The organism is Sphingobacterium sp. UME9 (genome assembly GCF_014170215.1).
GTDB lineage: Bacteria > Bacteroidota > Bacteroidia > Sphingobacteriales > Sphingobacteriaceae > Sphingobacterium > Sphingobacterium paramultivorum.
The window spans coordinates 120,793-145,518 of the sequence record NZ_LZZP01000010.1; the positions used below are offsets into that span (position 1 = coordinate 120,793).

Sequence of the window (24,726 nt, forward strand, 5' to 3'; positions counted from 1 at the left end):
CTTTAGGTGAGTTTTTGAGAAATAAAGATTTTTCAATCATTTCACAAAGTATTAAAATATAATATATTTCTAATAGATCATTATGTCAAACAGATCAAAAATTGTTTGGACAAAAACAGATGAAGCTCCGCTATTGGCGACTTATTCGTTTTTACCCATCGTCCAGGCGATTACCGCTACAGCTGATATCGGCGTCGAATTGAGAGATATCTCTTTGGCAAGCCGTATTCTTGCTAGCTTTCCAGAATTTTTAAAAGAAGATCAAAAAATTGCTGACGCTTTGGCCGAGTTGGGTCAGTTGGCAACAACTCCGGAGGCGAATATCATTAAATTACCCAATATATCAGCATCGATTCCTCAATTAAAAGGTGCCATTGCTGAATTGCAAAAAGCGGGCTACGCTATTCCAAATTATCCCGATGAAGCCACAACAGATGACGAAAAGTCAGTCAAAGCTAAATATGCAAAGGTACTTGGTTCGGCGGTAAACCCAGTGTTACGTGAGGGGAACTCCGATCGTCGTGCACCTAAAGCCGTTAAGAATTATGCTAAAACACACGCTCATAAAATGGGGGCCTGGTCCAAAGATTCCAAAACGAAAGTAGCCTCGATGACTTCAGGCGATTTCTACGGTTCAGAGCAATCCGTAACTGTTGAAAATGCTTGTCAATTTAAAATTGAATTTGTTGATGCACATGGTACAGTAACAGAATTGAAGGGACTTTCTCCATTAAAAGCGGATGAAGTGATTGATTCTTCCATATTAAGTTTAAATGCGTTAAAGGCCTTTGTTGCAGATGCAATAGCAGAAGCTAAAACAGCGGGTGTACTGTTGTCTGCACATTTAAAGGCGACAATGATGAAGGTTTCTGACCCGATTATATTTGGTGCCGTTGTTGAAACTTATTTTGCAGATGTTTTCGCACAATATGGTGATCTGTTCAAAGAACATGGTATCAATAAAAATAACGGCCTGGGGGAGGTATATGCTAAAATTGCAGGCCACGCACGAGAAGGCGAAGTGAAAGCCTCAATTGATGCTACTATTGCAAATGGTCCTGCATTGGCGATGGTCAACTCAGATAAAGGTATTACAAACTTCCATGTTCCTTCGGATGTGATTGTCGACGCCTCTATGCCAGCAATGATCCGTATCGGAGGCAAGATGTGGAATAAAGAAGGTCAAGAAGAAGATACGATTGCTATGATTCCTGACCGTTGTTACGCAGGTGTCTATGCAGCAACTATTGAAGACTGTAAGGAGCATGGCGCATTAGACCCTAAAACGATGGGTTCTGTTCCAAATGTAGGTTTAATGGCTCAAAAAGCTGAAGAGTACGGATCACACGATAAAACTTTCCAAGCGGCAGGAAATGGTACTATCCGTGTGGTAGACGCTGAAGGAAACGTTTTCATGGAGCAAAAGGTGGAGGAAGGTGATATTTTCCGTATGTGCCAAACGAAAGACGCGCCCATCCAGGATTGGGTAAAATTAGCGGTAAACCGTGCTCGTCTATCTGAAACACCAGCAGTATTTTGGCTGGATAAAAACCGTGCACATGATCGAGAGATCATTAGGAAAGTAGAAAAATATTTACCAGAGCTTGATGCGACAGGATTAGATATCCGTGTCTTATCTCCAATTGACGCGACCAAATTCTCATTGGAGCGCATTCGTAAGGGAGAAGATACAATTTCAGTGACAGGCAATGTACTACGTGACTATTTGACGGATCTATTCCCTATTTTAGAAGTTGGGACATCTGCTAAAATGCTATCTATCGTTCCATTGATGGATGGTGGGGGTCTGTTTGAAACAGGCGCTGGCGGTTCAGCTCCTAAACACGTAGAACAGCTTCTTCAAGAAGGTTATCTAAGGTGGGATTCATTGGGTGAATTCTTGGCACTTGGAGCTTCATTGGAACACTTGTCCCAAACACAAAATAACCCGAAAGCTTTGGTATTAGCAGAGGCTTTAGATGACGCCACAGCAGAATTCCTGGCAAACGATAGGCCGCCAGCGCGTCGAGTGGGTCAGATTGATAGCCGTGGTTCACATTTCTATCTGACTTTATATTGGGCCCAGGCATTAGCGGCGCAAACTAAGGATACTGAATTAGCTGATAAATTTTCAGCTGTTGCAAAAGAATTGAAAGATAATGAGGTAAAAATCAATGAAGAATTGATCGCGGCACAAGGTAGTGCACAAAACATTGGCGGTTACTATTTCCCGAATGATGAGTTGGCCGCTAAGACAATGCGTCCTTCCGATACATTGAATAATATAATTGAGAGGATCTAAAGTAGAACCATTTCAATCCTTATTTATCTAATTCTCTGTTTGGTATTTTTTTGCTTATTATAGATAATATTCGACTTGGTACTATGATCTGAATCGAATATTATCTAAAAATAAAGAGCATAACATTTTTATTGATTTAATTGTCAATAGAGGTCTATTTCTTGATAAATCTTGATTTGACTGCTTTTCTTGTAAAGAGGGCGGCGAATAGGAATTTCCGACCAACCCACACATGTTGGAAAGTCCAACCTAGCGAGTTTTACACGCATTAATACATTTGTGAAAATACGGCCTATTATTTCTATGTTTGGTTAGGAGCTGAGTATACCAACCAGTATACTAAAACGAGGCTTAACGGTATAGTTAAGCCAAAAGAGTATCCCCGGAGGATACTCTAAACCCCATTTGCAGAGCATAGGGCAAGAAAAGTAGGGCTCTGCCCAACTTCTGCTTGCTCTATTGTATCGTCCTATTATAGGACATCACCACACATGTAACAGAAAGATTTCCTATAAAATATCTCCAAGTGTTCCTCCTCTAATCGCTAAGGTCAATTCCTCAGTAATATCGAATTTCGTCTCAAGCGTTGCAATTATACCAGAAATGGCAGATTTTGTTGTTCCAGTCACACTAACTATATAAGCCCTTTATATATGCAAGCTAAAATGACAAGCCTCTCCGGATTATTCGGTTGGTCTACTCTGGTTTTTCGAATAGAAATACACTACTGTAAAACTACAGGTGGATGAGATATTATCCTTAATATAAATTTAATAAACTGTGATATGATTCTTTGATTAGTTTTGTGGTATGAAACAGATGTCTGACCAAGAATTACTCTTCCTACTTCAGAAAGATGACCAGAGTGCTTTTTCGTGTCTGATGTATAGATATACGGAGATATTGGTTCGACATGTTTCAAGGAGGTTGAACTCTGTCACAGATGCTGCGGAAATTGTACCGGATATATTTTTATCCCTATGGAATAAACGCCGAGATATTTATACGGCAGAAGATTCACTTTATCCATATCTTTTTAAAGCGGCGAAATATGAGGTTATAAACCGAATGATAAAAAATAATCGTATGGTTGTTAACGAACAGCTCCTAGCACAAAGCTACAAGATTTCATACACTTCTTCTATCGAAGAAGATATGATAGCAGAGGAATTAAAGCAGATTTTATATCAAGCTGTTGAAAAAATGCCAGAAACGATGAAGACAATATTCTATCTGAGTAGGGAAGAGTGTTTAAGTGTAAAAGATATTGCTTTAACGTTGTCTTTATCCGAACAGACAGTGAAGAATAATTTGACTTCGGCCTTAAAACATCTCCGTTTTGTAATTCGTCGAAACCATTATTCTACCTTACTTCTGATAAGTTTTACAATTCATATTAATAATACTATTTCATAATAATTTCTTAACAGTACCTGTGTCACTTTTTATTGGTTATACAGGTGAATGGAAAAGAACAATACACAAAGTCAGGCAAAGGCTTTATTAAGAAAATATCTACATGGGGATTGCACACCTGAGGAAGAAATGAAGGTGTTAAATTGGTATCAATCCTTAGATAAGTTAAGTAATATAGATGTGTCCGATGTTGATTTTCAAATACAAGCAAAAAAAATCAAAAGGGACACCATTGAATCGTTAAGTCGGAAGCGAAATACTCCACTTCAGTTGCTGTTTCAAAGACATCGGTATTTCTTACGAATAGCTGGAATATTTGCTGTCTTTATTATACTAGGAATTATAACCTTTAACTATTATAGGTCATCACATATAAGTCAAACTCATGTAGCTTCAGCTGTTCATCCTGAAGCAAGAGATATATTGCTTCCAGTAGATAGCTTACCTTCGCTCAGGTTGCCAGATGGTCGGATTACCTATCTGGGTGGAAATTTATTGTTAAACGAGAAATCGATCGATGTATCGCTCATTAAGGAGGAAAATGGAACTATACTTTACAAAGTTCAACAAAATTCTAATGAGAAATATCTTTCTAGTTTAACCAGAGAAACTATCATATTTTCTAGCCCTAAAGGATATAAAAGTAAGCTTTTATTAGCTGATGGATCAACCGTATTTCTCAATAGCGGAGCTTCTCTGGAATATCCGATTGTCTTCAAAAAAGAATCTAGGAATGTCAAGTTAATTGGCGAGGCATATTTTGAAATTGCGCATGCTATGGATAGACCTTTCTATGTAGAAACCCAACAGGCCAAGATTAAAGTTCTTGGTACAAAATTTAATGTCAGGGCATATTCAGATGAGGTTACGACAACAACGAGTTTGATTCAGGGAACGATCCGGTTGATAACTCCAAAGAGTAATGTAATATTAAAACCAGGGGATCAGTATTCAACAAATGAAAATGGCTTTAGTATGTTAAATAAAGGAGTCGATCTGAGTGATGTAACCAGTTGGAAAGATGGATACTTTAGTTTTAATGATCCAAAAATTACAGATATTCTTGAGCAATTAGGACGATGGTATAACATTGAAGAAATCAACATTGTTAAGAATTCAGAAGAGAAAATAACGGGAACGTTTCAACAGAGTAACTCTTTACGCGACGTATTAGATCGGCTAGAAGAAGTAAGTGATATAAAGTTTGAAATTAAAGGAAGGAGGCTTATGGTCTTATAGAATAACGGTGTAATATCATTAACGAGCAGACCAATAAAAAGAGCCAAGAACAGGGGCAATCGTTCTTGGCAAAAAAGTGTTGGTCTTAACAAATAATTCATTGATTCGGAATTTTTATTATAGTTATGGGGGTAAATGAAAAAAACTACAATGGAGAAATTTTTGTATCTAACGCATCCTGCACTACAAACTGCGTAGCACCGATAGTTAAAGTATTGAACGATAATTTTGGTGTAGAAGAAGCCTTGATGACGGCAGTTCACGCAACAACTTCATCACAGAAAACGGTAGATGGCCCATCCTCAAAAGACTGGCGAGGAGGTAGAGCCGCTTCAAACAATATCATTCCATCGGCGACAGGAGCGGCTAAAGCTGTCGGGAAGGTCATTCCCGAACTTGCTGGTAAAATTACCGGATTATCGTTTAGGGTTCCTGTACTAGATGTATCGGTAGCAGATATTACTTTCCGACTTAAAACCCCGGCTTCTTACGAAGAAATATGCAATGCCGTAATTTATGCTGCAGAAAATGGCATGAAGGGAATTGTCGGATATACAAACGAAGATGTAGTTTCTACGGATATGATTGGGGAAACAAGAACGTCTGTATTAGATATAAAGGCAGGTATTTCATTATCTCCGACATTTGTAAAATTAGTTAGTTGGTATGATAATGAATATGGCTTTTCCAATAAAATTCTCGATCTGGTTGCACATATAGACAAGGTTTCTTCTAATTAAAAATTGCCTGAAGGAAATAATTTTATTGCTATAATAACCGAAAAAGAATTTCCTCTTTTTACTCTTGTGCCCTCATATAAAAAAATGAGTTTTACAAAATGAGTTTTACAAATAAAAACGTAATAATTACAGGTGGAAGCACCGGCATAGGACTTGCTACCGCACCCCTTACAGAAGGGATAAAAAAAGCATTGATTGATTTTTCCGCATTATTAAAACAAAAGTCCTTTTTCGATTTGTGGAAAAAGCATTTTTGACTACAATAAATACTAATTCGGCTACTTTTCTCAAGGAGCTTTAACACAATACGGCAAGCTGGATGTCATGGTAAATAACGCAGGTGTGGCCCGTCTTAGCCTCCGCACAATTAGACAGCCTTATTCCTGCTTCCAAAATTTCTACCTTAACGCAGGGTATGTTCGTGGGTTCCGTATCGGATAACTTTGATGAACGTATCGAGCAAAAAATATTTCACGCTGAAATTGTGGTGGACAATGAAAAGGTAGCAGCAGAAAGCAAATCCTATCAGCAAATACCAGAAATCCTTTCTTTTGTAGATGAACACGACGAGGATAAGATGAAAAAGCAAATTGAAAGCAATTACCGTCAGATAAAATCTGATGTGTTGAATATCGTTCAAAACGAAATGGAGCGCATCAAGAATGACCCGAATTTACAGCATTTGTTTTCGCAGTAAGTAACACTAATGAGTTTAAATTTCGAAATTTTGCAAATTTTATATAGACACAGTATAAATTACGGTGAAATGTCATTTTGAATGTTAGTTTTCCGTAATTTTGTGTATATGAAAAAAGTGCTCGCAATATTTTTTCTAACTACGTATCTTATTTCAACAACAGAGTTAGGTCAGTTGTTGAAATTTCCTATGTTGGTCGAGCATTATTTCGAACATAAAGAAAAAAGCCCTCAAATTTCCGTTATTGAGTTTTTGGCACTTCATTACGAAGGCAATCACCTTGAAAATCATCCGCACGATGATGATTATGACCAGGATCAAAAGCTTCCTTTCATTATGCACGGAACTGTATTGAGCTTTTGCTTTGTATACCCCCAACCGATTTTTTTTGAATCAATTCATAAAATTGATATACAAAGATCCTCTAAGGTAGTTTCTTTTGATGATTCGTTCGTTTCAAATCAGTTTCTCTCTGCTATCTGGCAGCCTCCAAAATCTTGTTAATTCTTCCTTTTTGACCGATTGATTTTTTGTAAATTCTTTTTGCACTTTGCATAAGGAAAGCTGTTTTATGCCGTTTTTGCAAATTCCTTTGAATGTAGGTTGGTATTGTACTTTGGAGAAAGAACATTGTATTTCTTTTCGATTTCTTCCACAGTAAAAAACATAACCCCATTGTATTTTGTGATAATCTATTGCATAGACTTTTCTTATAGTACGATTGTATAGAATTTCATCTTCAACTCCATTATTAGGGTATTCTTTATACGCTGCCTGATGAATTGTTGAAGTACAATTTTGTTATGCACTATACTCATAGAGGAAAGTGTTATACCATTATTATGCATTCCTATCTCCATAAAATCGGGGCTTCTTAGAATGTGATCGTCAATTGGTTAATCCTGTTATTTTTTACGATAGATACTGCCGTATCTACCTGTAATTGTATTTAATAATAATTTGATTAACAAGTAAAATTATGCTTACTAAAATCATTGAGTTTTCTGTAAGAAATAAACTCATTATAGGGCTTTTGGTCATAGCACTCATAGGAATAGGTGCTTACCAAACCACAAAACTGCCCGTTGATGCCGTGCCTGACATCACCAACAACCAGGTGCAGGTTATCACCATAGCACCTTCATTTGGTGCGACAGATATTGAACGCCTGGTTACCTTCCCCATAGAACAAGCTACTGGCAATATTTCCGGCACCAAAGAAATACGCAGCTTTTCCCGTTTTGGACTTTCGCTCGTTACCATTGTTTTTGATGATGGTATAGATGTTTATTGGGCACGGCAACAAGTATCCGAGCGTCTTCAACAGGTTCAAAACCAGATTCCCCAAGGGATTGGCACACCGGCATTAGGACCCATTTCCACAGGATTGGGTGAAATATACCAATACGTGGTCCGCCCTAAAAAAGGGTATGAACAAAAATATGATATTGCTGAACTACGCACCATTCAGGACTGGATTGTACGCAGACAGTTATTAAGCGTGAAAGGGGTTGCTGAAGTGAGTAGTTTCGGAGGCAAACTCAAGCAATATGAAATTGCGGTAAACCCTGATAAACTCAACGCCTATGGAATCAGCATCAATGATGTTTTTTCAGCTTTAGAAGAAAACAACCAAAATACCGGCGGCGCATATATCGAAAAAGGGCCTACCGTACTATATGTCCGGAGTGAAGGTCTGATTGGCACTCTGGAGGATATAGGCAATATTTCCATTGCCAATAAAAACAACGAAACACCTTTGTTCATCAGGGATATTGCCACTGTAAAGATGGGGTATGCCACCCGTTACGGAGTGATGACTTACAATGACCAGGGCGAAGTTTCCGGCGCCGTTGTGATGATGCTGAAAGGAGCAAACAGCAGCGAGGTTATCAAGAATGTAAAAGCAAGAGTAGACCAAATACAGAAAACACTGCCCGAAGGCGTCGTAATTGAGCCTTTCCTTGACCGTACCAAAATGGTTAACAATGCCATCAGTACCGTAGAGAGAAACCTGATGGAAGGTGCACTGATCGTGGTTCTCGTGTTGGTTTTATTCCTTGGAAATTTCAGGGCAGGACTACTGGTGGCATCGGTTATTCCGCTGGCCATGCTATTTGCCATCTGTATGATGAATATGTTTGGCGTAAGCGGCAATTTGATGAGCCTTGGTGCATTGGACTTCGGGCTGATCATAGATGGAGCCGTCATCATTGTAGAATCTGTCATGCACCAATTGTCCCACAATGCCAGGTTTCAGCAAATGACCAATTTATCCAAAAAAGAAATGGATACCACGGTAATTGGTTCTGCGGGAAAAATGATGAACAGTGCTGTCTTTGGACAAATCATCATTCTCATCGTCTATCTACCCATCCTAAGCTTGCAGGGTATAGAAGGCAAAATGTTCCGGCCAATGGCACAGACAGTAGCCTTTGCCCTATTGGGTGCATTTTTGTTATCGCTTACCTATATCCCAATGATGACTTCCTGGGTGCTGAGCAGGAAAATCAGCCATAAACACAACCTTTCAGACAGGGGTATGCGCTGTGTAGAAGCTTTTTACCAAAAGTTCTTGCTAAAAGCCATCCGAATGCCCAAGCGCATTATCGCAGTGGTTTCAATATTGTTTATTGTGGCAATTTTTGTGATGTCAAGGTTGGGCGGTGAGTTTATTCCATCATTGGAGGAAGGGGATTTCGCAGTAGATACCAGGGTTTTGACGGGAAGTAATCTGAATACAACCATTGAAAGTACCCAAAAAGCTGCCCATATCTTAAAAACACGCTTTCCTGAAGTGATTAAAGTAGTCACCAAAATAGGAAGTGGTGAGGTGCCTACCGACCCGATGCCAATGGATGCCAGCGATATGATGGTTATTTTAAAAGACAAGAGCGAATGGACATCTGCCAAAACTTTTCCGGAGCTATCCGAGAAAATGAGCAAAGCTTTGGAAGACGTACCCGGAATTACCGCAGGTTTCCAGTACCCGGTAAATATGCGGTTCAATGAACTGATGACCGGTGCAAGGCAGGATGTGGTATTGAAAATCTTTGGGGATGATCTGGATTCACTCGCAGCAACGGCCGACAAATTGGGCAAAATAATCAATACGGTAGACGGTGTACAAAACCTTTATATAGAACCTGTCACCGGAATGCCCCAGATTATCATTACCTATAACCGCCCAATAATTGCCCAATACCATTTGTCTGTAGCCGGTATCAACAAGGTAGTCAATACGGCATTTGCCGGACAAAGCACGGGTTTGGTTTTTGAAGGAGAAAAACGTTTTGATATGGTCGTAAAACTAAATGCCGATGTGCGGAAGAATTTGGAAGACGTACAGAATTTATTAATCCCTACACCTTCAGGCAACCAGATTCCCCTTTCTCAGTTGGCCGAAGTAAAGATAAAAGATGGTCCCAACCAGATTCAGCGGGAGAATACACAGAGAAGAATTATTGTCGGTTTCAACATAAAAGGTAGGGATGTACAAAGTATTGTACTGGAATTACAGGGCAAAGTAAACAAGCAGATAAAGCTTCCGGCCGGGTACTCCATTACATACGGTGGTTCATTTGAAAATCTGAACCAGGCAAAAAGCCGTTTAATGGTTGCGGTGCCTATTTCATTGGCCTTGATATTTGTGCTTTTATTTTTTGCTTTCAAATCAGTGAAAGAAAGTTTATTGATTTATACCGCAATCCCATTGTCTACCATTGGCGGAATTTTCTTTTTGGCACTTCGCGGAATGCCTTTCAGCATAAGTGCAGGCATTGGCTTTATTGCGCTGTTTGGCGTGGCCGTTTTAAATGGGATTGTATTGGTGGCCGAATTTAACCGTTTAAAAAAATCAGGAATTAAAAACATTGTCCGCATAGTGGTGGACGGAACCGAATCCCGCTTACGTCCGGTACTGATGACCGCATTTGTGGCTTCATTGGGTTTTATTCCGATGGCAGTAAGCAATGGTGCAGGTGCGGAAGTGCAGCGTCCGCTGGCAACAGTAGTTATTGGCGGATTGATGGGCGCTACTTTACTCACGTTATTTGTGCTTCCCTTATTGTTTGTCGCATTTGAAAAAGGGCTTAGACTGAATATATTCAAGAAAAAAACACTCACGTTATTGATTGTTTTAACAGTTACTTTAATGGGAACGGGTTCTGTAAATGCACAGGAAACAATCACATTGGACAAAGCGATTGCATTAGCGGTTCAGAATAACCAAAATCTAAAAACGGAAAACCTAAGAGCCGATTATGCCAAAGCGATCATCAAAACTTCGGCAGATATTCCTCAGGCCAGCATCACGGCTGATTATGGGCAGATCAACAGTGCATATAAGGATACCAAGTTCGGAGTTGCACAGAATATCGCTTTTCCAACGGTTTATAAAAGGCAAAAAGAGTTATTTACAGAGGAATGGAAATACAGTTTGCTGAATGTATCCCTGAAAGAATTTGAATTAAAAAAAGCGGTCACCCAAACGTTTTACAACATCCTGTTCTGGCAGGAAAAGGAAAAGCTGCTACTAAAGGCCAATTCATTATATGCCGATTTTTATGCCAGATCTTTGTTGCGCCTACAAAAAGGAGAAAGCAATGTTTTAGAAAAAACAACGGCACAAAATCAAAAGGCTGCCATCAATATCCAGTTGAAACAGGTACAGCAGGAATTGGAAAAGGCGAAGTTGCAGTGGCAATGGTTGTTAAATTCGGATACGGTTTATAAAGTGGAATCTTCTGAAAAAATACTCCCGTTACAGGTTAATGAAACAAATAAAAATCCCGTTTTAGAAGTTCTGGCACAGCAGAAAAATATTGCAGCGAGCCAAACCAAAGTAGAAAAATCCAAATTGTTGCCCGGTTTGATGATTGGTTATAATCTCAACAGTTTCAAAGGAACCGGTGCTGATGATAAGCTGTACAATGCCTCTCCGCAATTCCATTCGGTACAGGTTGGTGTTTCTATTCCTGTTTTTTCACAGGCGCAGAGAGCGAGAGTCAATGCTTCTAAAATCACCGAAAGTATTACAGAAAACCAATTGCAGGCTACAGGTGCTTATTTGCAGAACAGGTACAAACAATTCTTGGAAAGTTACCGGAGCAATCTAGAGATTGTAAACTATTATGAAAATGAAGGACTTAAAAGTGCAGATGTCGTTACAGAAACAATACAAAAGCAGTTCGTTAATGGGGAAATCAATTACCTGGATTTTGTGATACTCATTAATCAGGCCATCAACATTCAAAGCAATTATGCTGATGCTGTCAAAGCACTGAACGATACTATCATACAAATCAATTATATCAATTAAATTCTTATAACAATGTATTCATTCAATATAAAAAATAAAAGCCTGGGCAAGCTAAAAATGTTATTTCCCACTTTAGGAATATTGTTGTTGGTCCAATGCCAAAACAAACCTGAGGAAGCGGTTAAACAAGCTGTTGTAAATGAAAGCAACACCGTCGTGTTAACAGATGCCCAATTAAAGAATGCGGCGGTTGAAACGGTACGTCTTTCAGAAAAAAACATTGCTTCTGTTTTAAAACTAAATGGGAAAATAGATGTCCCGCCACAAAACCTGATTTCGGTAAACGTGCTATTGGGCGGTTTCTTGAAAAGTACCCGCTTACTGCCGGGAATGTATGTACGAAAAGGAGAAACGATTGCCGTTATGGAAGATCCACAATATATAAAGCTGCAACAGGATTATTTGCAGGCCAAATCAAAACTGCACTTTGCGCAACTGGACTATCAGCGACAAAAAGACCTTAACCAAAGCCAGGCCAGCAGCGACAAGGTGATGCAGACGGCACAGGCAGAGATGAATAACCAACAAATTATGATGAATGCCCTGGCGCAGCAATTACGTCTTATCAACATCAATCCCAATAGCCTGTCGGCGGATAAAATCACCAAAACTATTCCGGTTTACAGCGCAATCAATGGCTTTGTGAGCAAGGTAAATGTGAACATCGGGAAATACGTAAACCCTTCAGATGTATTATTTGAATTGGTCAATCCCAATGATTTGCACCTCAATCTGAAAGTCTACGAAAATGATTTAGATAAACTGAAAATCGGACAAAAACTACTGGCCTATTCCAATGCAGAACCCGATAAAAAATATCAAGGAGAGATCATTCTCATTAGTAGAAATGTTGGGGACGGTGGTATTTCGGAAGTGCATTGTCATTTTGAATCTCCCAGTGTAAGCCTATCCCCAGGCATGTATATGAATGCTGAAATAGAAGCCAAAACCACATTCGCCCATGCCGTTCCGGAAGAAAGCGTGGTGAATTTTGAGGGAAAGGATTACGTGTTTGTGCAAACCGCAAAACAAACTTATAAAATGCTACCCGTAACCGTAGGCGCAAAAGAAAACGGCTTTGTCCAAATTGTAAACGCAGACGATTTTACAGGTAAAAACATCGTTTCTAAAAATGCCTACACGCTTCTGATGAAATTAAAAAATACGGAAGATGAAGAGTAACATCATACAGCGCAAAAAATTGCAAACCCAAGTAGTTATTGGAGTTGAGCAACCGGGTTACAATTTCAAAGACTATCATATTAAGAACTCATTTATAAAATTAAAACAATGAAAAAGATTCTCTTGATACTCAATTTGATCGTCGTGTTCCATGCATTTGGTCAGACCACAATAAATAATGCAAAACAACAGGCTAAAGAGCAGCACCGGCTGATCCTGTTAAATTTTTCCGGTTCGGATTGGTGCGTGCCCTGCATCAAAATGCACAAAACCATTTTTGAAAATGAAACTTACAAACAAATGGCTGATAGTCTTTTGGTGTATGTAAATGCTGATTTTCCCAGGAAAAAGAAAAACCAACCGCTATCCCAAACCATAAAGGAAAATGAGGCTTTGGCGGAGCAATATAATCCCGGTGGTGCTTTCCCTTATACACTTTTATTGGATGAAGATGGAAAAGTATTGAAAACCTGGGAAGGCCTCCCAAAAGTTGGTGTGGAAGGATTTACGAACGAAATCATCACCCAATATAAAAAAGTAAGAAAATGACACTAAAGGAATTTCGCAAAACCGAAAAGCTGATGGGGAATGCTTTTGAAATCACCGTTGTGGGCGCAGATGAGATTGTAGCCCATCGGCAAATTGATTCTGCCATTGCGGAGATTAAACGCATAGAGCAGTTATTTACCACATATAAATCAGATAGCCAGACAAACCTGATTAATGACAATGCCGGGATACAGCCGGTGAAGGTAGATACCGAAGTTTTTAACCTGATAGAGCGGAGCCTTCGCATCAGCAGCATTACAAACGGTTTTTTTGACATCACTTACGGTGGGGTAGATAAAGGTCTGTGGAATTTTGACAGGTCAATGACCAAGCTCCCTGATGCTGAAACAGCGAAGAAAATGGTTTATCTCATCAATTATCAAAACGTACTCCTGAACAGGGAAAGCAGTACTGTCTATCTCAAAGAAAAAGGGATGCGTATCGGTTTCGGTGGTATTGGGAAAGGTTATGCCGCAGAAATGGCTAAGGACATTTTGCAAAAGCAAGGTGTGGGTTCTGGTATCATCAATGCTTCAGGCGATTTAACCGTTTGGGGTACACAGGCAAACGGCAAACCCTGGACGATAGGAATTGCCAATCCTGATCAGGCCCGGCTGCCATTTTCTTATCTGAACCTTACAGACACGGCTATTGCCACCTCGGGCAACTATGAAAAATATGTGAAGATTGGCGGAAAAAAATATTCACACACCATCAACCCCAAAACAGGAATGCCGATTACCGGGATTAAAAGTGTAACGGTTATCTGCCCCAATGCAGAGATCGCAGATGCGATGGCTACACCTGTAAGTATTATGGGCGTTAAGGCAGGATTGGAAATGATTAACCAAATCCATCAAATAGAATGCATCATCATAGATGATAAAAACAAAATATTCACTTCAAAAAATATCAATTTATTATGAGAACAAATAAGATAATTCTGTTAGGCGCTATCGGTACATTATTGCTTGGCTCTTGCACCACTGTGAAAGAGTATCAGAAGAACAAACTCAACGATGCCGAAATGATACTGAGCAATCGTACCATAGAAAGGACTGAACTGAACTTTCAATCATACCGTGAAGGTGCTTCCGGAGCCAATGCGGGGAAAAGTGGCGGAGGTTGCGGATGTAATTAAAATCAGTGAAATGCTAACATAAAAAAGAAAAATGAAACGAATATATATAAGTGCGTTAGGACTTCTTAGTTTTTATCAGGTCCAGGCACAGCAGATAAAAGAAGATTCTGCTTCGGTAAGAAAACTAAAGGTGGATGAAGTGAACTTAGTGTCGAGTTATTACAGGCAGGATGGAAACAATTCTGCGGTAACAGGCGGTATCGGAACAGAAAAGCTGACAGATATTTCCAATATCATCAATGTAAAACTCATCCGGTATGACAAGAAAAAACGCAAGCACACCTTTGTAGGAGAATTGGGTGTAGACCACTATACTTCAGCTTCCTCTGATAGGATAGATTTGAAAGCCAATTCTTCTGCATCGAGTAGTGACACCCGAGTTTATCCATCATTAACCTGGCAACTGGAGAATGAAGAAAAAGGGAATAGTTTTATGGCAGGTGTATCTTCTTCCACGGAATTTGACTACCAGTCATTTGGGGCAAATATTGGATTCTCTAAGAAAACAGCCAATAAAATGGGGGAATTTACGGCTAATCTTCATGGGTATCTCGATCAGGTAAAACTTATTGCGCCAATAGAATTGAGAACCTACGGAACAAAGGAAGACGCCGGAACAAAAGGTCGGAATACTTTCGCAGCATCACTTTCCTATTCGCAGATTATCAATGCCAATTTGCAGCTCGTATTTCTTGTAGATGCCGTTCAGCAAAATGGACTATTGAGCCTGCCGTTCCACCGGGTATATTTTTCTGATAATAGTGTACATCAGGAAAAACTTCCCGATAATAGGTTCAAACTTCCTTTGGGGTTCCGTGCCAATTATTTCTTAGGTGACAGGTTCATTATTCGTACCTACTACCGCTATTATACAGATAACTGGGGTATAAATTCCCATACTTTCAACATAGAAACACCCGTAAAATTATCTCCTTTTGTCTCGCTCAGTCCTTTCTACAGGTATTATACACAGACTGCGGTGAAGTATTTCGGTGCTTATCAGACACACAGCGAATCAAACGAGTTTTATACCAGCAATTATGATCTGTCCAAATTCAACAGCCAGTTCTTTGGTATGGGTGCGCGTTTCAATCTTCCTAACGGATTATTCGGAATCTCAAAATTCAATATGATTGAGATTCGCTATGGGCATTATACAAAAACAACGGGTATGAAGGGTGATATTATTTCGTTGAACCTCAAGTTTAAATAAAAATGAAATATCTATTCTTAGTATTCCTTGTATGCCCAACGTTACTTTTTTCTCAAAAGATGGAGGCAGACAGTAGCGTAATATCCCAAAAGACAGATCCTGTATATCAGTTTTCGGCAAAGAAGCTCATCATTCCTTCAGTTCTGGTATCGTATGGTATTTTAAGTTTAATGTCCGATGACTTGAAAAAGCTTAACCAATCGACCCGTTACGAGAGCATGGAACATATCTTGCCCGGAGCCAAGATTGACAACTATACACAGTATGTACCTGCTATTGCCGTTTATGGACTAAATCTGGTCGGTGTAAAAGGGAAGCACAATTTTAAGGATAGAACCATCATTTATATAACCTCACAACTCCTATCGGCAGCAATCGTTTTACCCACCAAACAGTTAGTTGGCGAGGAACGTCCGGATGGTTCCAGTAAGACTTCTTTTCCATCAGGTCATACGGCTACGGCTTTTTCATCCGCACATTTTATGTTCAGGGAATATAACGAAACCAATTTTTGGCTAAGTATTTCCGGCTACCCGATTGCTGCCATGACAGGCATCTACCGGGTTTTTAATGACAAACATTGGGTTGGGGATGTAATTGCCGGTGCAGGTATTGGCATTCTGTCTACAGAAATGGCTTATTGGTTATTTCCGACCATTTCAAAATGGTTTACCGGCAAAAAGAATCAGTCATCATTGGTTATTCTGCCCACTTATCAAACAAAACAATTTGGATTAGGAATTATTAAAATATTTTAAAAAATGAAAAAAGAAAATAAAAATCAGTTTACGGCAACCCACCGGATCTTACATTGGTCGGTTGCACTATTAATGTCTGTTTTATTTATTACCGGATTTTTACGGATGTACTGGATGAGCAAAAAAACAATTATTAATACCGTTCAAACCGGGATGCAAAGGCACAACATTTCCCTGGAAAAGGAACAGATAATATCTATGGTAAAAAGCATTCAAAAACCGATGTGGGAATGGCATGAATATGCTGCCTACATGATGGTTCTGGCATTTTTGGCAAGGATAGTTTATATGCTTGTAAAGGGAATTAAATTTCCTGATCCGTTGAAGAAATCCCAGTCGGTAAAGGAAAGAATGCAAGGATTTATTTATATCGTTTTTTACTTGTTTGTCGCCGTTTCTATCATTACGGGATTTTACCTGAAATGGGTAGATGGCCAATGGAGTGACCAGATATCTGCGATACACAAATGGGCAGTTTATTGGTTCCCGATATTCATTTTATTGCATTTTGGCGGAATCGTAATTGGTGAATTGACAAATAAAAGAGGAATCGTTTCCAAGATGATCGGTGGAGAATAAATAAATAATTCATATTAAAAAATAATTGGTAACCTATTAATTTAGTTATTCCGAAAGCAGTTTCAATACTTGAAACTAATCATCTAAAATTAAAAAATATGACAACCTATAATATTCCAAAACATCTCACAGGTCTTTCGGAAGAAGAGCTAAAAATTTCCCAAAATAAATTTGGTTATAACCACTCAGACAGTATAAAAAAGAATACCTGGTACAATATGTTATTGGCTATTCTCAAAGAACCGATGTTGCTTTTACTCATTGCAGTGGCTGTCATCTATGTGATTGTGGGCAATTATTCCGAAGCGGCTTTTATGTTGGGAGCAATCATAGCTGTTTCAGGTATCTCATTCTATCAGGACAATCGCAGCAAAAAGGCACTGGAAGCGCTGCAAAAACTGAACGAACCACTCAGCACGGTTATCCGAAATTCAAAAGTAATACAAATTGCTACCCACGAAATTGCCGTGGGCGATTTATGCATTACTGAGGAAGGAAAAATGATTAATGCCGATGGTGAAATAGTGCACAGCAATGATTTTTCCGTAAATGAAGCCTCTCTTACAGGAGAAAGTTTTTCTGTGTTTAAAAATCAGGATACCGAAGACAGAAAAATATATAGCGGTACTTTGACAGTTTCAGGACTGGCGGTTTTTAAAGTAGAAAAAATCGGTTCAGAAACCAAGCTGGGAAAAATCGGAAAATCCATTCAGGAGATTAAAGAAGAGCGTTCACCACTGCAAATCCAGATTACCAAATTTGTAAAATGGATGGCAGTTATTGGAATAGTGGTTTTTCTGATGGTTTGGGCATACAGTTTCTGGCAATCACGGAATATTATAGAAAGTCTATTGGTCGGGCTGACTTTGGCAATGTCCATTTTACCGGAAGAAATTCCCGTGGCTTTCACTACGTTTATGGCATTGGGAGCGTGGAAACTAATGCGTGAAGGTATAATAATCAAGCGTAGCAGCGTGGTAGAAACACTGGGAAGCACTACTGTAATTTGTACAGATAAAACCGGAACAATTACTGAAAACTCCATGCGACTGAAAGCCCTTTTCGATTACAAATCCAATCAGGTTTTTGACGAAGAACGTTTCAATGCACCCGAACTTTCCGAACTCATTGAGTTTGCGATGTGGAGCAGTGAACCCGTTCCGTTTGATCCGATGGAAAAAACACTTCATGAGATTTATGAGCAAGCTCAACCGAATGACCGACGGAAAGATTTTCAAATGGTGCACGAATATCCGTTGGACGGTAAGCCTCCGATGATGACGCATCTTTTTGAAAACCATTCTGGCGAAAGAATAGTGGCAGCCAAAGGTGCTCCCGAAGCCATTCTTGCTGTTTCCAATCTTTCGGAATACGAAAAAGACAAACTGCGTCAGCATATCAGTGATTTTGGCAAACAAGGTTACCGGATATTAGGCGTTGCCAAATGTTATTTTAAGGGAAACAATTTTCCCGAAAAACAGCAGGATTTCAATTTTGATTTTTTAGGATTTACTGTGTTTTACGACCCTCCTAAAAAAAATATCCAGCAAGTATTCAAGAAAATTTACGATGCCGGAATTAAAGTAAAAGTGATTACAGGCGACAATGCCGACACCACAAATGCCATTGCCCGACAAGCGGGTATTGTCAACCATACTCCGGCTGTTAATGGTGCTGAAATCATTCATCATTCCGAAGTAGAATTAATAGAGCTTTCAAAGACAACAACCTTATTTACAAGGATGTTTCCCGAAGCAAAGCTGGCAATAGTAAACGCTTTGAAGCAAAACGGAGAAGTGGTGGCTATGTTGGGTGATGGTGTGAACGATGCCCCTGCACTGAAAGCCGCTCATATTGGTGTCGCTATGGGAAACAAAGGAACAGAAATAGCCAAAGCAGCAGCCTCACTGGTGATTACCAACGATGATTTAGACAAACTCATTACAGGAATTGCTGCAGGGCGCCGGATTTACGCCAATATCAAAAAAGCTATTCAGTATATTATCTCTATTCATATTCCGATTATTCTCACCGTTTCACTGCCTTTGTTTTTAGGTTGGATTTACCCGCATATTTTTACGCCGGTACATGTTATTTTTCTGGAGCTCATTATGGGGCCAACCTGTTCCATTGTCTATGAAAACGAACCGATAGAGAAAAATGCAATGTTACAAAAGCCACGTAAAATGACAGAAACCTTTCTGAACCGGAAAGAATTAAGCATCAGCATTATTCAAGGCTTGATAATTACAGCAGGTGTATTATTCGTTTATCAATTTGCCGTTCAAAAGGGAAGTAACGAAGAAACTACAAGAGCAATGGTTTTTACTACCTTAATTTTTTCCAATATATTTTTGAGTCTAGCGAACCGCTCTCTCACTTATAGTATATTCGACAGCTTCAAATACAAAAACCGTTTATTTCCGGTTATCATCGGAGCAACGTTGGCATTACTTTTTGCCATATTGTATATACCCCGTTTTGCTGATTTCTTTAATGTAACCGGGTTGAACATCCCGGAATTAGGAATGTCGTATTTAATTTCGGCGGCTTCGGTTCTGTGGTTTGAGATGTATAAATGGATAAAAAGAAGATAATAAAGCAATGATTTTGCAATGCGAGATTACTTTTAAAACCTCCACAAAGGAAAATATGCCGTGAATATCGTAATTGGTGAATTGACAAATAAAAAAGGAATCGTATCCAAGATGATTGATGGAGAATAAAATAATTTAAACTAAACAATATAAATAACTACAAAAATGGAATTGGAAAAACATTATGTAAACAGAGTGGGTTGGCTAAGGGCGGCTGTTTTAGGCGCTAATGACGGATTGCTTTCCACCACAAGTATTGTAATCGGCGTTGCCGCCGCAGAGCCCAACCGACATGCTATAATTTTGGCAGCTTTGGCAGGAACCATCGCAGGCGCTATGTCGATGGCCGCAGGAGAATATGTTTCTGTAAGCTCACAGTCGGATACAGAAAAGTCGGACATCAACAGGGAGAAGATGGAGTTAGAAAAAATGCCTGAAATTGAACTCCACGAATTAGCAAAAATTTATGAAAAAAGAGGGGTAAGCAAAGAAACCGCAATGCTCGTCGCGAAAGAACTAACAGATCACGACGCTTTAGAAGCACATGCAAAAGATGAATTGGGAATAAATGAAATTACGATAGCAAAGCCTTTTCAGGCCTCCATAGCATCTTTTTTCTCCTTTCTTTCAGGTGCTGCATTGCCAATGATTCTCGCAATTTTTGCTCCAGAAAAAGATATGGTGTATTACCAATATGCTTTTTCAATTGTTTTTCTGATGATTTTGGGGGCTTTAGCGGCTAAAACCGGAGGATCCAACATTGGGGTAGCCGTCATGAGAATCTGCTTCTGGGGAACTATTGCAATGGCCGTAACTGCTATTGTAGGGCATGTATTTGGTGTAAATGTTTCCTGAGAAAGATGAATAACAAAATCAAATGAATATTCAATTTTAATATGAATGACAACTGAATATCGATGCAAATGTACTTAGAAAGAATAAAGAAGTATGTAGTCCGCCTATTTGAATTGCGGACTACACCGGATCTGTGCTACCATAATCTGGAACATACACAGACCGTTGTTAAAAACGCAACCGAAATGGCAGATTTTTATCATTTAAACGATAAGGAAAGATTTGTTTTGTTCGCAGCGGCATGGTTTCATGATACCGGTCAATTATTGGGGCCAATGGATGGTCATGAAAAAAGAGGGGCATATATTATGGAACAATTTCTACATAGCCAGAAAGTTGATCCCAGTACTATTGCTGAAATAAGCAAAGCAATTATGGCAACAGTGTTAAACGCTGAACCTGAAGGTTTGATCGAAGAGATTTTAAGGGACGCTGATGTATATCATTTAGGAACCCATGATTTTCGACAAATAGATAAACTTGTATGGAAAGAAACAGAGCAACGTACCAAGAAAAAAATAGCTGATAAATTACAAAAATCATTGGTCTTTCTCAATAAGCACCAATTTTATACCACTTATTGCAAGGACAGGCTCTTAGCCGGAAAGAATGCGAATGTGGCTTATCTCAAAAGTTTGATAAAGGCTTCTTAAGAATGCAAATAATTTTATTATTGAATATTTATGATTTAATACAAGGGAAACACTTTAACGAATAACCATTTTAAACTAGCTTTTAAATGAAAGATTATTGTAAAAATATAATAAGAGAATTAGATGATGAAATTAATGAGTTATCTGTCGAATTGAATGACTCTTTAGCGATATACGAAAAGGCTATTGGCTTAACTATAGAAAAAATAGCTGATTTAAAACAATTTGTAGTAAAAATTGGGTTTAAAGACATTAATGAAGAAATCCACTTTTTCAAAAATCTGAAACCTACCATTGTTTCAAAACTAATTTACTATAATGCCATTTATAAAATTGAAACTAAGAAGCCTAATGACGCAAAGGCTATTCGGAAATACTTTAGAGAAGAATTGAAAAAATTGAAAAGGTATTTTGACAACAATCTCGAATTTTATAAATACTACCGAACGAACAATTCCTTTGTCGATGAAAAGCTGTTTGTTCTAGGAAAACATGATATAAAATTAAGTTTGGACACTGTTTATTTTGAAACAGACCATAGATTTTCCACTTCCCACGATTATAAAGCTGCAAAGATTATTGCCAATGACCTGATACAACTCTATCTTGAAGATCAGCTAAATAATACTAATTATAATTGTAATCATAAAAAATCCAATAACCCACCTTTAAACTGGACAGGCAACAAAACCGCTTTAACCGAATTGATTTACGCCTTATATTCACAAGGGGTATTTAGAAATGCAGACATCAAAGTCATCGCCAAAACATTTGAAAGTACATTCAATATCAGTTTGGGTGACTTTTATCATACATTTATGGAACTTAAATCCAGAAAAATAAACCGGACGAAGTTTCTTGACAGCCTATGCGCTGCGCAACTCCCTGTGAAAAAGAAAGGGATTACCTTAAACAATATGCGTAGCCTTTTTTTCACTGATAAATAAATGTCTCCAGCTTTTGGGGGTAAGTCCATCATCTGATAAGACTCGTCTATCAAGTGATCTGCTTTTGCTGAAATATTGCGTTCTTGACGCTCGATTTCAGAAAGTATAGTACTCAATGAGAAATTCATATCCTATAAATTTTATAAGCGGAAAATTCCGCAAATACAAAATTTATACTTTAAAATGAATAAAAAGCCCAAGCTATGCCCAACTTGGGTAAGATTTTTCTATCCAAAGTGTAATAAAAGAAAGACATTAGACCCGGGCATACTCAATCAGGCTGTTTTGTATGGAGGGTTAATTCACTGTGCTGCAATCCCCATTCAATCATAGATTCAAGGACTGTTTTGAACGATTCACCCGATTGGGTCAGTTCATACTCCACCGTAATCGTAGTAGAAAAAGATACCGCAGATATTATCTCTTATCAAAAAAACAGGGCAGATAATGTGAAGCTGGAAATCGAAACTAATTAGAGGCGGGTGAGGCAGAATAGTGCAGGGATTATTGAAAGTGAAATGGAACGCATTAAGAATGACCCAGATTTACAGCGTTTGGTACTACAGGAAAAGTAGCCAATCACGGACTTGCTTTCACCAGGGGCATTTTTTACCCTGCAAAATAAGTATTCAATTGTTTTATTGAATATAAGGAGTGGTTTTTATACCTTTATGGAAACAGAAAATAAATATGCGATATTTCATTTTTTTATTGAATATAAGGAGTGGTTTTTATACCTTTATGGAAACAGAAAATAAATATGCGATATTTCATTTTTTTATTTGCCGCTATGCTGCTATTCAGCACTGGAATATCTGCACAGAAAAAACAGGAGTTTTATGAAATAAAAGTTTATCATTTTAACACCATAGAACAGGAAAATATTATTGATAAATATTATGAAAAAGCCTTTATTCCTGCCGCTCACAAATTGGGAATAAAAAGTATTGGTGTGTTTAAACCGATTGCAAATGATACGGCAACAAAAAAATACATATATGTAATTCTTCCTTTAGCTTCTGCAGAGCAAATGATTAGCATACCTTCCCAACTTGAAAGAAACGCTGACTACATGAAAGCAGGAGATGAATATATCAATGCCCCGTATACGACCCCACCGTATACACGATTTGAATCTATTTTTTTAAAAGCATTCAAAACAGCACCGCTGATGCAATTGCCTAAGCTTAGCTTACCGAAAGCAGAACACGTGTATGAGTTAAGAAGTTACGAAGGACATACTGAAAAGATTTATCGTAATAAGGTGCACATGTTTAATGAAGGGGGTGAGGTGCCTCTTTTTAAAAGATTAAACTTCAATGCAGTTTTTTATGCGGAGGTAATTACAGGCAGCCATATGCCCAACCTTATGTATATGACAAGTTTTGAAAACATGAAAGATCGAGATGCCCATTGGAAAACTTTCGGAGACGATAATGAATGGAAAACTTTGTCTGCAAAACCCGAATATCAAAAAAATGTTTCCAAGGCAGACATCATACTGATGAAGGCTACTGCTTATTCAGACTATTAAACCTTTCAGCTAAAACCCTACTTCCCTTATAATGTCCGTCTTCAAAGAAAAGTTCACCGGTATTGTGTTAAATTCTAAAGGAGGCATACTGGCATGAGATTAAAGTTAAAGAACAAAATAACACACAAAATAATGAAATGAGTAATTTCGATAACTATTTCGACAACCATTATATCCATAAAACTAATTGGCTTAGAGCGGCAGTCCTTGGTGCAAATAATGTTATATTATCAGTGGCCAGCATTGCTATTGGTGTAGCTATGGCCATTGACTTTTGCTACGTGTCATTAGTGGTCATTGTAACAAAGACAAAGTAACCCTAAAAAATATCATGACAAGTTAAAAATAAAGCGACTAACAAACAATGGAAAAAGCATTAAAACCAGAAGATATTACAGACTTATTTTTGGAATACATAAACACAGGAAATATTGATGGACTAATATCAATATATGAAGATGACGCTGTTTTAATTACAGACAGAAATCACTCATTTGCTAAAGGTAAAGTAGAAATAGGAGATTTTTACATTTCATTATTGGTTGATAAACCTATATTTGAAAAAGGTCAACAGCGACCAGCAATTATCAATGGAAATTTAGCGTTGACTTCATCCAGACTTTTAAATGGATTTGTGACTGCCGAAGTTGCGCGACAACAAAATGACGGAACTTGGAAATGGAGTATTGACCAGCCAATTATTGCTATTGAGAAAGATGAAAAATAGAACAACGAACCGCTAACAGGGTATTTGCAATAGTGCGGCTTGACATTAAATGCTCGACTTTGGTAATTCTATTTAACTTTAGGACAAAACTCGGCTGACGGTTCGCTATTTCCGCACCATCCCAAATTCTAATTTTAAAATATGACAGATTCAAATAATAAAGAGATTAACTATACATCATTAGATATTGCTATTAAAAGAAGTAATGACTTAGAAAAGGATTTACATCTTAATCCTCAAAACATAGAGTTTTAACTGGAGATAGACCTACTGGGAA

General features: G+C 38.4%; 20 protein-coding genes and 2 pseudogenes. 21 read left to right on the forward strand and 1 reads right to left on the reverse strand.

Features of this window, described 5'->3' with window-relative positions:
- The first annotated feature begins 82 nt into the window (after positions 1-82).
- The 19 genes and pseudogenes from A9970_RS15855 to A9970_RS15945 all read left to right on the forward strand — a co-directional run bounded on the left by A9970_RS15855 (position 83) and on the right by A9970_RS15945 (position 22,188).
- Positions 83-2,302 (forward strand): NADP-dependent isocitrate dehydrogenase, encoded by a 2,220-nt coding sequence (locus A9970_RS15855; RefSeq protein ID WP_182982984.1) that lies wholly within the window; start codon positions 83-85, stop codon positions 2,300-2,302.
- 810 nt (positions 2,303-3,112) lie between these two features.
- Positions 3,113-3,718 carry an RNA polymerase sigma factor gene (locus A9970_RS15860; RefSeq protein WP_115046028.1) on the forward strand — a complete coding sequence of 202 codons (606 nt, stop codon included), beginning with the start codon at positions 3,113-3,115 and terminating at the stop codon, positions 3,716-3,718.
- Positions 3,719-3,766: 48 nt separating this feature from the next.
- Complete coding sequence (locus A9970_RS15865) at positions 3,767-4,957, forward strand: FecR family protein (RefSeq protein WP_182982985.1); 1,191 nt, start codon at positions 3,767-3,769, stop codon at positions 4,955-4,957.
- Positions 4,958-5,079: 122 nt separating this feature from the next.
- Positions 5,080-5,697, forward strand: a pseudogene (locus tag A9970_RS15870) (type I glyceraldehyde-3-phosphate dehydrogenase); the annotation flags it as partial.
- 98 nt (positions 5,698-5,795) lie between these two features.
- Complete coding sequence (locus A9970_RS15875; RefSeq protein ID WP_021190864.1) at positions 5,796-5,954, forward strand: SDR family oxidoreductase; 159 nt, start codon at positions 5,796-5,798, stop codon at positions 5,952-5,954.
- 101 nt (positions 5,955-6,055) lie between these two features.
- A pseudogene (locus A9970_RS15880) lies at positions 6,056-6,394 on the forward strand (conjugal transfer protein TraG); the annotation flags it as partial.
- A 108-nt stretch (positions 6,395-6,502) separates the two neighbouring features.
- Complete coding sequence (locus A9970_RS15885) at positions 6,503-6,898, forward strand: hypothetical protein (RefSeq protein ID WP_115046024.1); 396 nt, start codon at positions 6,503-6,505, stop codon at positions 6,896-6,898.
- 475 nt (positions 6,899-7,373) lie between these two features.
- The gene (locus A9970_RS15890) at positions 7,374-11,714 is read left to right on the forward strand and encodes a CusA/CzcA family heavy metal efflux RND transporter (RefSeq protein WP_182982986.1); all 4,341 of its coding nucleotides are present in this window, start codon (positions 7,374-7,376) and stop codon (positions 11,712-11,714) included.
- 12 nt (positions 11,715-11,726) lie between these two features.
- The gene (locus tag A9970_RS15895; protein WP_021188764.1) at positions 11,727-12,896 is read left to right on the forward strand and encodes an efflux RND transporter periplasmic adaptor subunit; all 1,170 of its coding nucleotides are present in this window, start codon (positions 11,727-11,729) and stop codon (positions 12,894-12,896) included.
- Between the two features lie 108 nt (positions 12,897-13,004).
- The gene (locus A9970_RS15900; RefSeq protein ID WP_021188766.1) at positions 13,005-13,445 is read left to right on the forward strand and encodes a thioredoxin family protein; all 441 of its coding nucleotides are present in this window, start codon (positions 13,005-13,007) and stop codon (positions 13,443-13,445) included.
- A complete protein-coding gene (locus tag A9970_RS15905; protein WP_021188767.1) occupies positions 13,442-14,371 on the forward strand; it encodes an FAD:protein FMN transferase in 930 nt (309 codons plus the stop codon). The genes A9970_RS15900 and A9970_RS15905 overlap by 4 nt, the downstream gene beginning before the upstream one ends.
- Entirely contained in the window at positions 14,368-14,586 is a 219-nt protein-coding gene (locus A9970_RS15910; protein ID WP_021188768.1) for a DUF4266 domain-containing protein, read from the forward strand. The genes A9970_RS15905 and A9970_RS15910 overlap by 4 nt, the downstream gene beginning before the upstream one ends.
- A gap of 31 nt (positions 14,587-14,617) precedes the next feature.
- The gene (locus tag A9970_RS15915; RefSeq protein WP_021188769.1) at positions 14,618-15,799 is read left to right on the forward strand and encodes a DUF3570 domain-containing protein; all 1,182 of its coding nucleotides are present in this window, start codon (positions 14,618-14,620) and stop codon (positions 15,797-15,799) included.
- Positions 15,800-15,801: 2 nt separating this feature from the next.
- Entirely contained in the window at positions 15,802-16,557 is a 756-nt protein-coding gene (locus A9970_RS15920) for a phosphatase PAP2 family protein (protein WP_182982987.1), read from the forward strand.
- A gap of 3 nt (positions 16,558-16,560) precedes the next feature.
- Positions 16,561-17,136, forward strand: a complete 576-nt coding sequence (locus A9970_RS15925; RefSeq protein ID WP_021188771.1) for a cytochrome b/b6 domain-containing protein — start codon at positions 16,561-16,563, stop codon at positions 17,134-17,136.
- Positions 17,137-17,234: 98 nt separating this feature from the next.
- The gene (locus A9970_RS15930; protein WP_115046018.1) at positions 17,235-19,733 is read left to right on the forward strand and encodes a cation-translocating P-type ATPase; all 2,499 of its coding nucleotides are present in this window, start codon (positions 17,235-17,237) and stop codon (positions 19,731-19,733) included.
- A 165-nt stretch (positions 19,734-19,898) separates the two neighbouring features.
- The gene (locus A9970_RS15935; RefSeq protein ID WP_115046016.1) at positions 19,899-20,588 is read left to right on the forward strand and encodes a VIT family protein; all 690 of its coding nucleotides are present in this window, start codon (positions 19,899-19,901) and stop codon (positions 20,586-20,588) included.
- A 68-nt stretch (positions 20,589-20,656) separates the two neighbouring features.
- Positions 20,657-21,241 carry an HD domain-containing protein gene (locus A9970_RS15940; RefSeq protein ID WP_259655412.1) on the forward strand — a complete coding sequence of 195 codons (585 nt, stop codon included), beginning with the start codon at positions 20,657-20,659 and terminating at the stop codon, positions 21,239-21,241.
- A gap of 86 nt (positions 21,242-21,327) precedes the next feature.
- Complete coding sequence (locus tag A9970_RS15945; RefSeq protein WP_021188773.1) at positions 21,328-22,188, forward strand: RteC domain-containing protein; 861 nt, start codon at positions 21,328-21,330, stop codon at positions 22,186-22,188.
- A gap of 271 nt (positions 22,189-22,459) precedes the next feature.
- Here the strand turns inward: A9970_RS15945 and A9970_RS29055 are convergent, their stop codons facing one another.
- Complete coding sequence (locus A9970_RS29055) at positions 22,460-22,573, reverse strand: winged helix-turn-helix transcriptional regulator (RefSeq protein WP_201649433.1); 114 nt, start codon at positions 22,571-22,573, stop codon at positions 22,460-22,462.
- Between the two features lie 375 nt (positions 22,574-22,948).
- Between A9970_RS29055 and A9970_RS15955 the strand changes: the two genes are divergently transcribed.
- Together A9970_RS15955 and A9970_RS15960 are read left to right on the forward strand one after the other, a co-directional pair.
- The gene (locus A9970_RS15955) at positions 22,949-23,722 is read left to right on the forward strand and encodes an NIPSNAP family protein (protein WP_115046010.1); all 774 of its coding nucleotides are present in this window, start codon (positions 22,949-22,951) and stop codon (positions 23,720-23,722) included.
- A gap of 364 nt (positions 23,723-24,086) precedes the next feature.
- On the forward strand, positions 24,087-24,449 hold the full coding sequence (locus tag A9970_RS15960; RefSeq protein ID WP_021188776.1) for a hypothetical protein: 363 nt from the start codon (positions 24,087-24,089) through the stop codon (positions 24,447-24,449).
- Positions 24,450-24,726 lie beyond the last annotated feature (277 nt).

Coding starts and splice junctions, on each gene's coding strand:
- A9970_RS15855 (WP_182982984.1), top strand. CDS start 83: ATGTCAAACAGATCAAAAATTGTTTGGACAAAAACAGATGAAGCTCCG.
- A9970_RS15860 (WP_115046028.1), top strand. CDS start 3,113: ATGAAACAGATGTCTGACCAAGAATTACTCTTCCTACTTCAGAAAGAT.
- A9970_RS15865 (WP_182982985.1), top strand. CDS start 3,767: ATGGAAAAGAACAATACACAAAGTCAGGCAAAGGCTTTATTAAGAAAA.
- A9970_RS15875 (WP_021190864.1), top strand. CDS start 5,796: ATGAGTTTTACAAATAAAAACGTAATAATTACAGGTGGAAGCACCGGC.
- A9970_RS15885 (WP_115046024.1), top strand. CDS start 6,503: ATGAAAAAAGTGCTCGCAATATTTTTTCTAACTACGTATCTTATTTCA.
- A9970_RS15890 (WP_182982986.1), top strand. CDS start 7,374: ATGCTTACTAAAATCATTGAGTTTTCTGTAAGAAATAAACTCATTATA.
- A9970_RS15895 (WP_021188764.1), top strand. CDS start 11,727: ATGTATTCATTCAATATAAAAAATAAAAGCCTGGGCAAGCTAAAAATG.
- A9970_RS15900 (WP_021188766.1), top strand. CDS start 13,005: ATGAAAAAGATTCTCTTGATACTCAATTTGATCGTCGTGTTCCATGCA.
- A9970_RS15905 (WP_021188767.1), top strand. CDS start 13,442: ATGACACTAAAGGAATTTCGCAAAACCGAAAAGCTGATGGGGAATGCT.
- A9970_RS15910 (WP_021188768.1), top strand. CDS start 14,368: ATGAGAACAAATAAGATAATTCTGTTAGGCGCTATCGGTACATTATTG.
- A9970_RS15915 (WP_021188769.1), top strand. CDS start 14,618: ATGAAACGAATATATATAAGTGCGTTAGGACTTCTTAGTTTTTATCAG.
- A9970_RS15920 (WP_182982987.1), top strand. CDS start 15,802: ATGAAATATCTATTCTTAGTATTCCTTGTATGCCCAACGTTACTTTTT.
- A9970_RS15925 (WP_021188771.1), top strand. CDS start 16,561: ATGAAAAAAGAAAATAAAAATCAGTTTACGGCAACCCACCGGATCTTA.
- A9970_RS15930 (WP_115046018.1), top strand. CDS start 17,235: ATGACAACCTATAATATTCCAAAACATCTCACAGGTCTTTCGGAAGAA.
- A9970_RS15935 (WP_115046016.1), top strand. CDS start 19,899: ATGGAATTGGAAAAACATTATGTAAACAGAGTGGGTTGGCTAAGGGCG.
- A9970_RS15940 (WP_259655412.1), top strand. CDS start 20,657: ATGTACTTAGAAAGAATAAAGAAGTATGTAGTCCGCCTATTTGAATTG.
- A9970_RS15945 (WP_021188773.1), top strand. CDS start 21,328: ATGAAAGATTATTGTAAAAATATAATAAGAGAATTAGATGATGAAATT.
- A9970_RS15955 (WP_115046010.1), top strand. CDS start 22,949: ATGCGATATTTCATTTTTTTATTTGCCGCTATGCTGCTATTCAGCACT.
- A9970_RS15960 (WP_021188776.1), top strand. CDS start 24,087: ATGGAAAAAGCATTAAAACCAGAAGATATTACAGACTTATTTTTGGAA.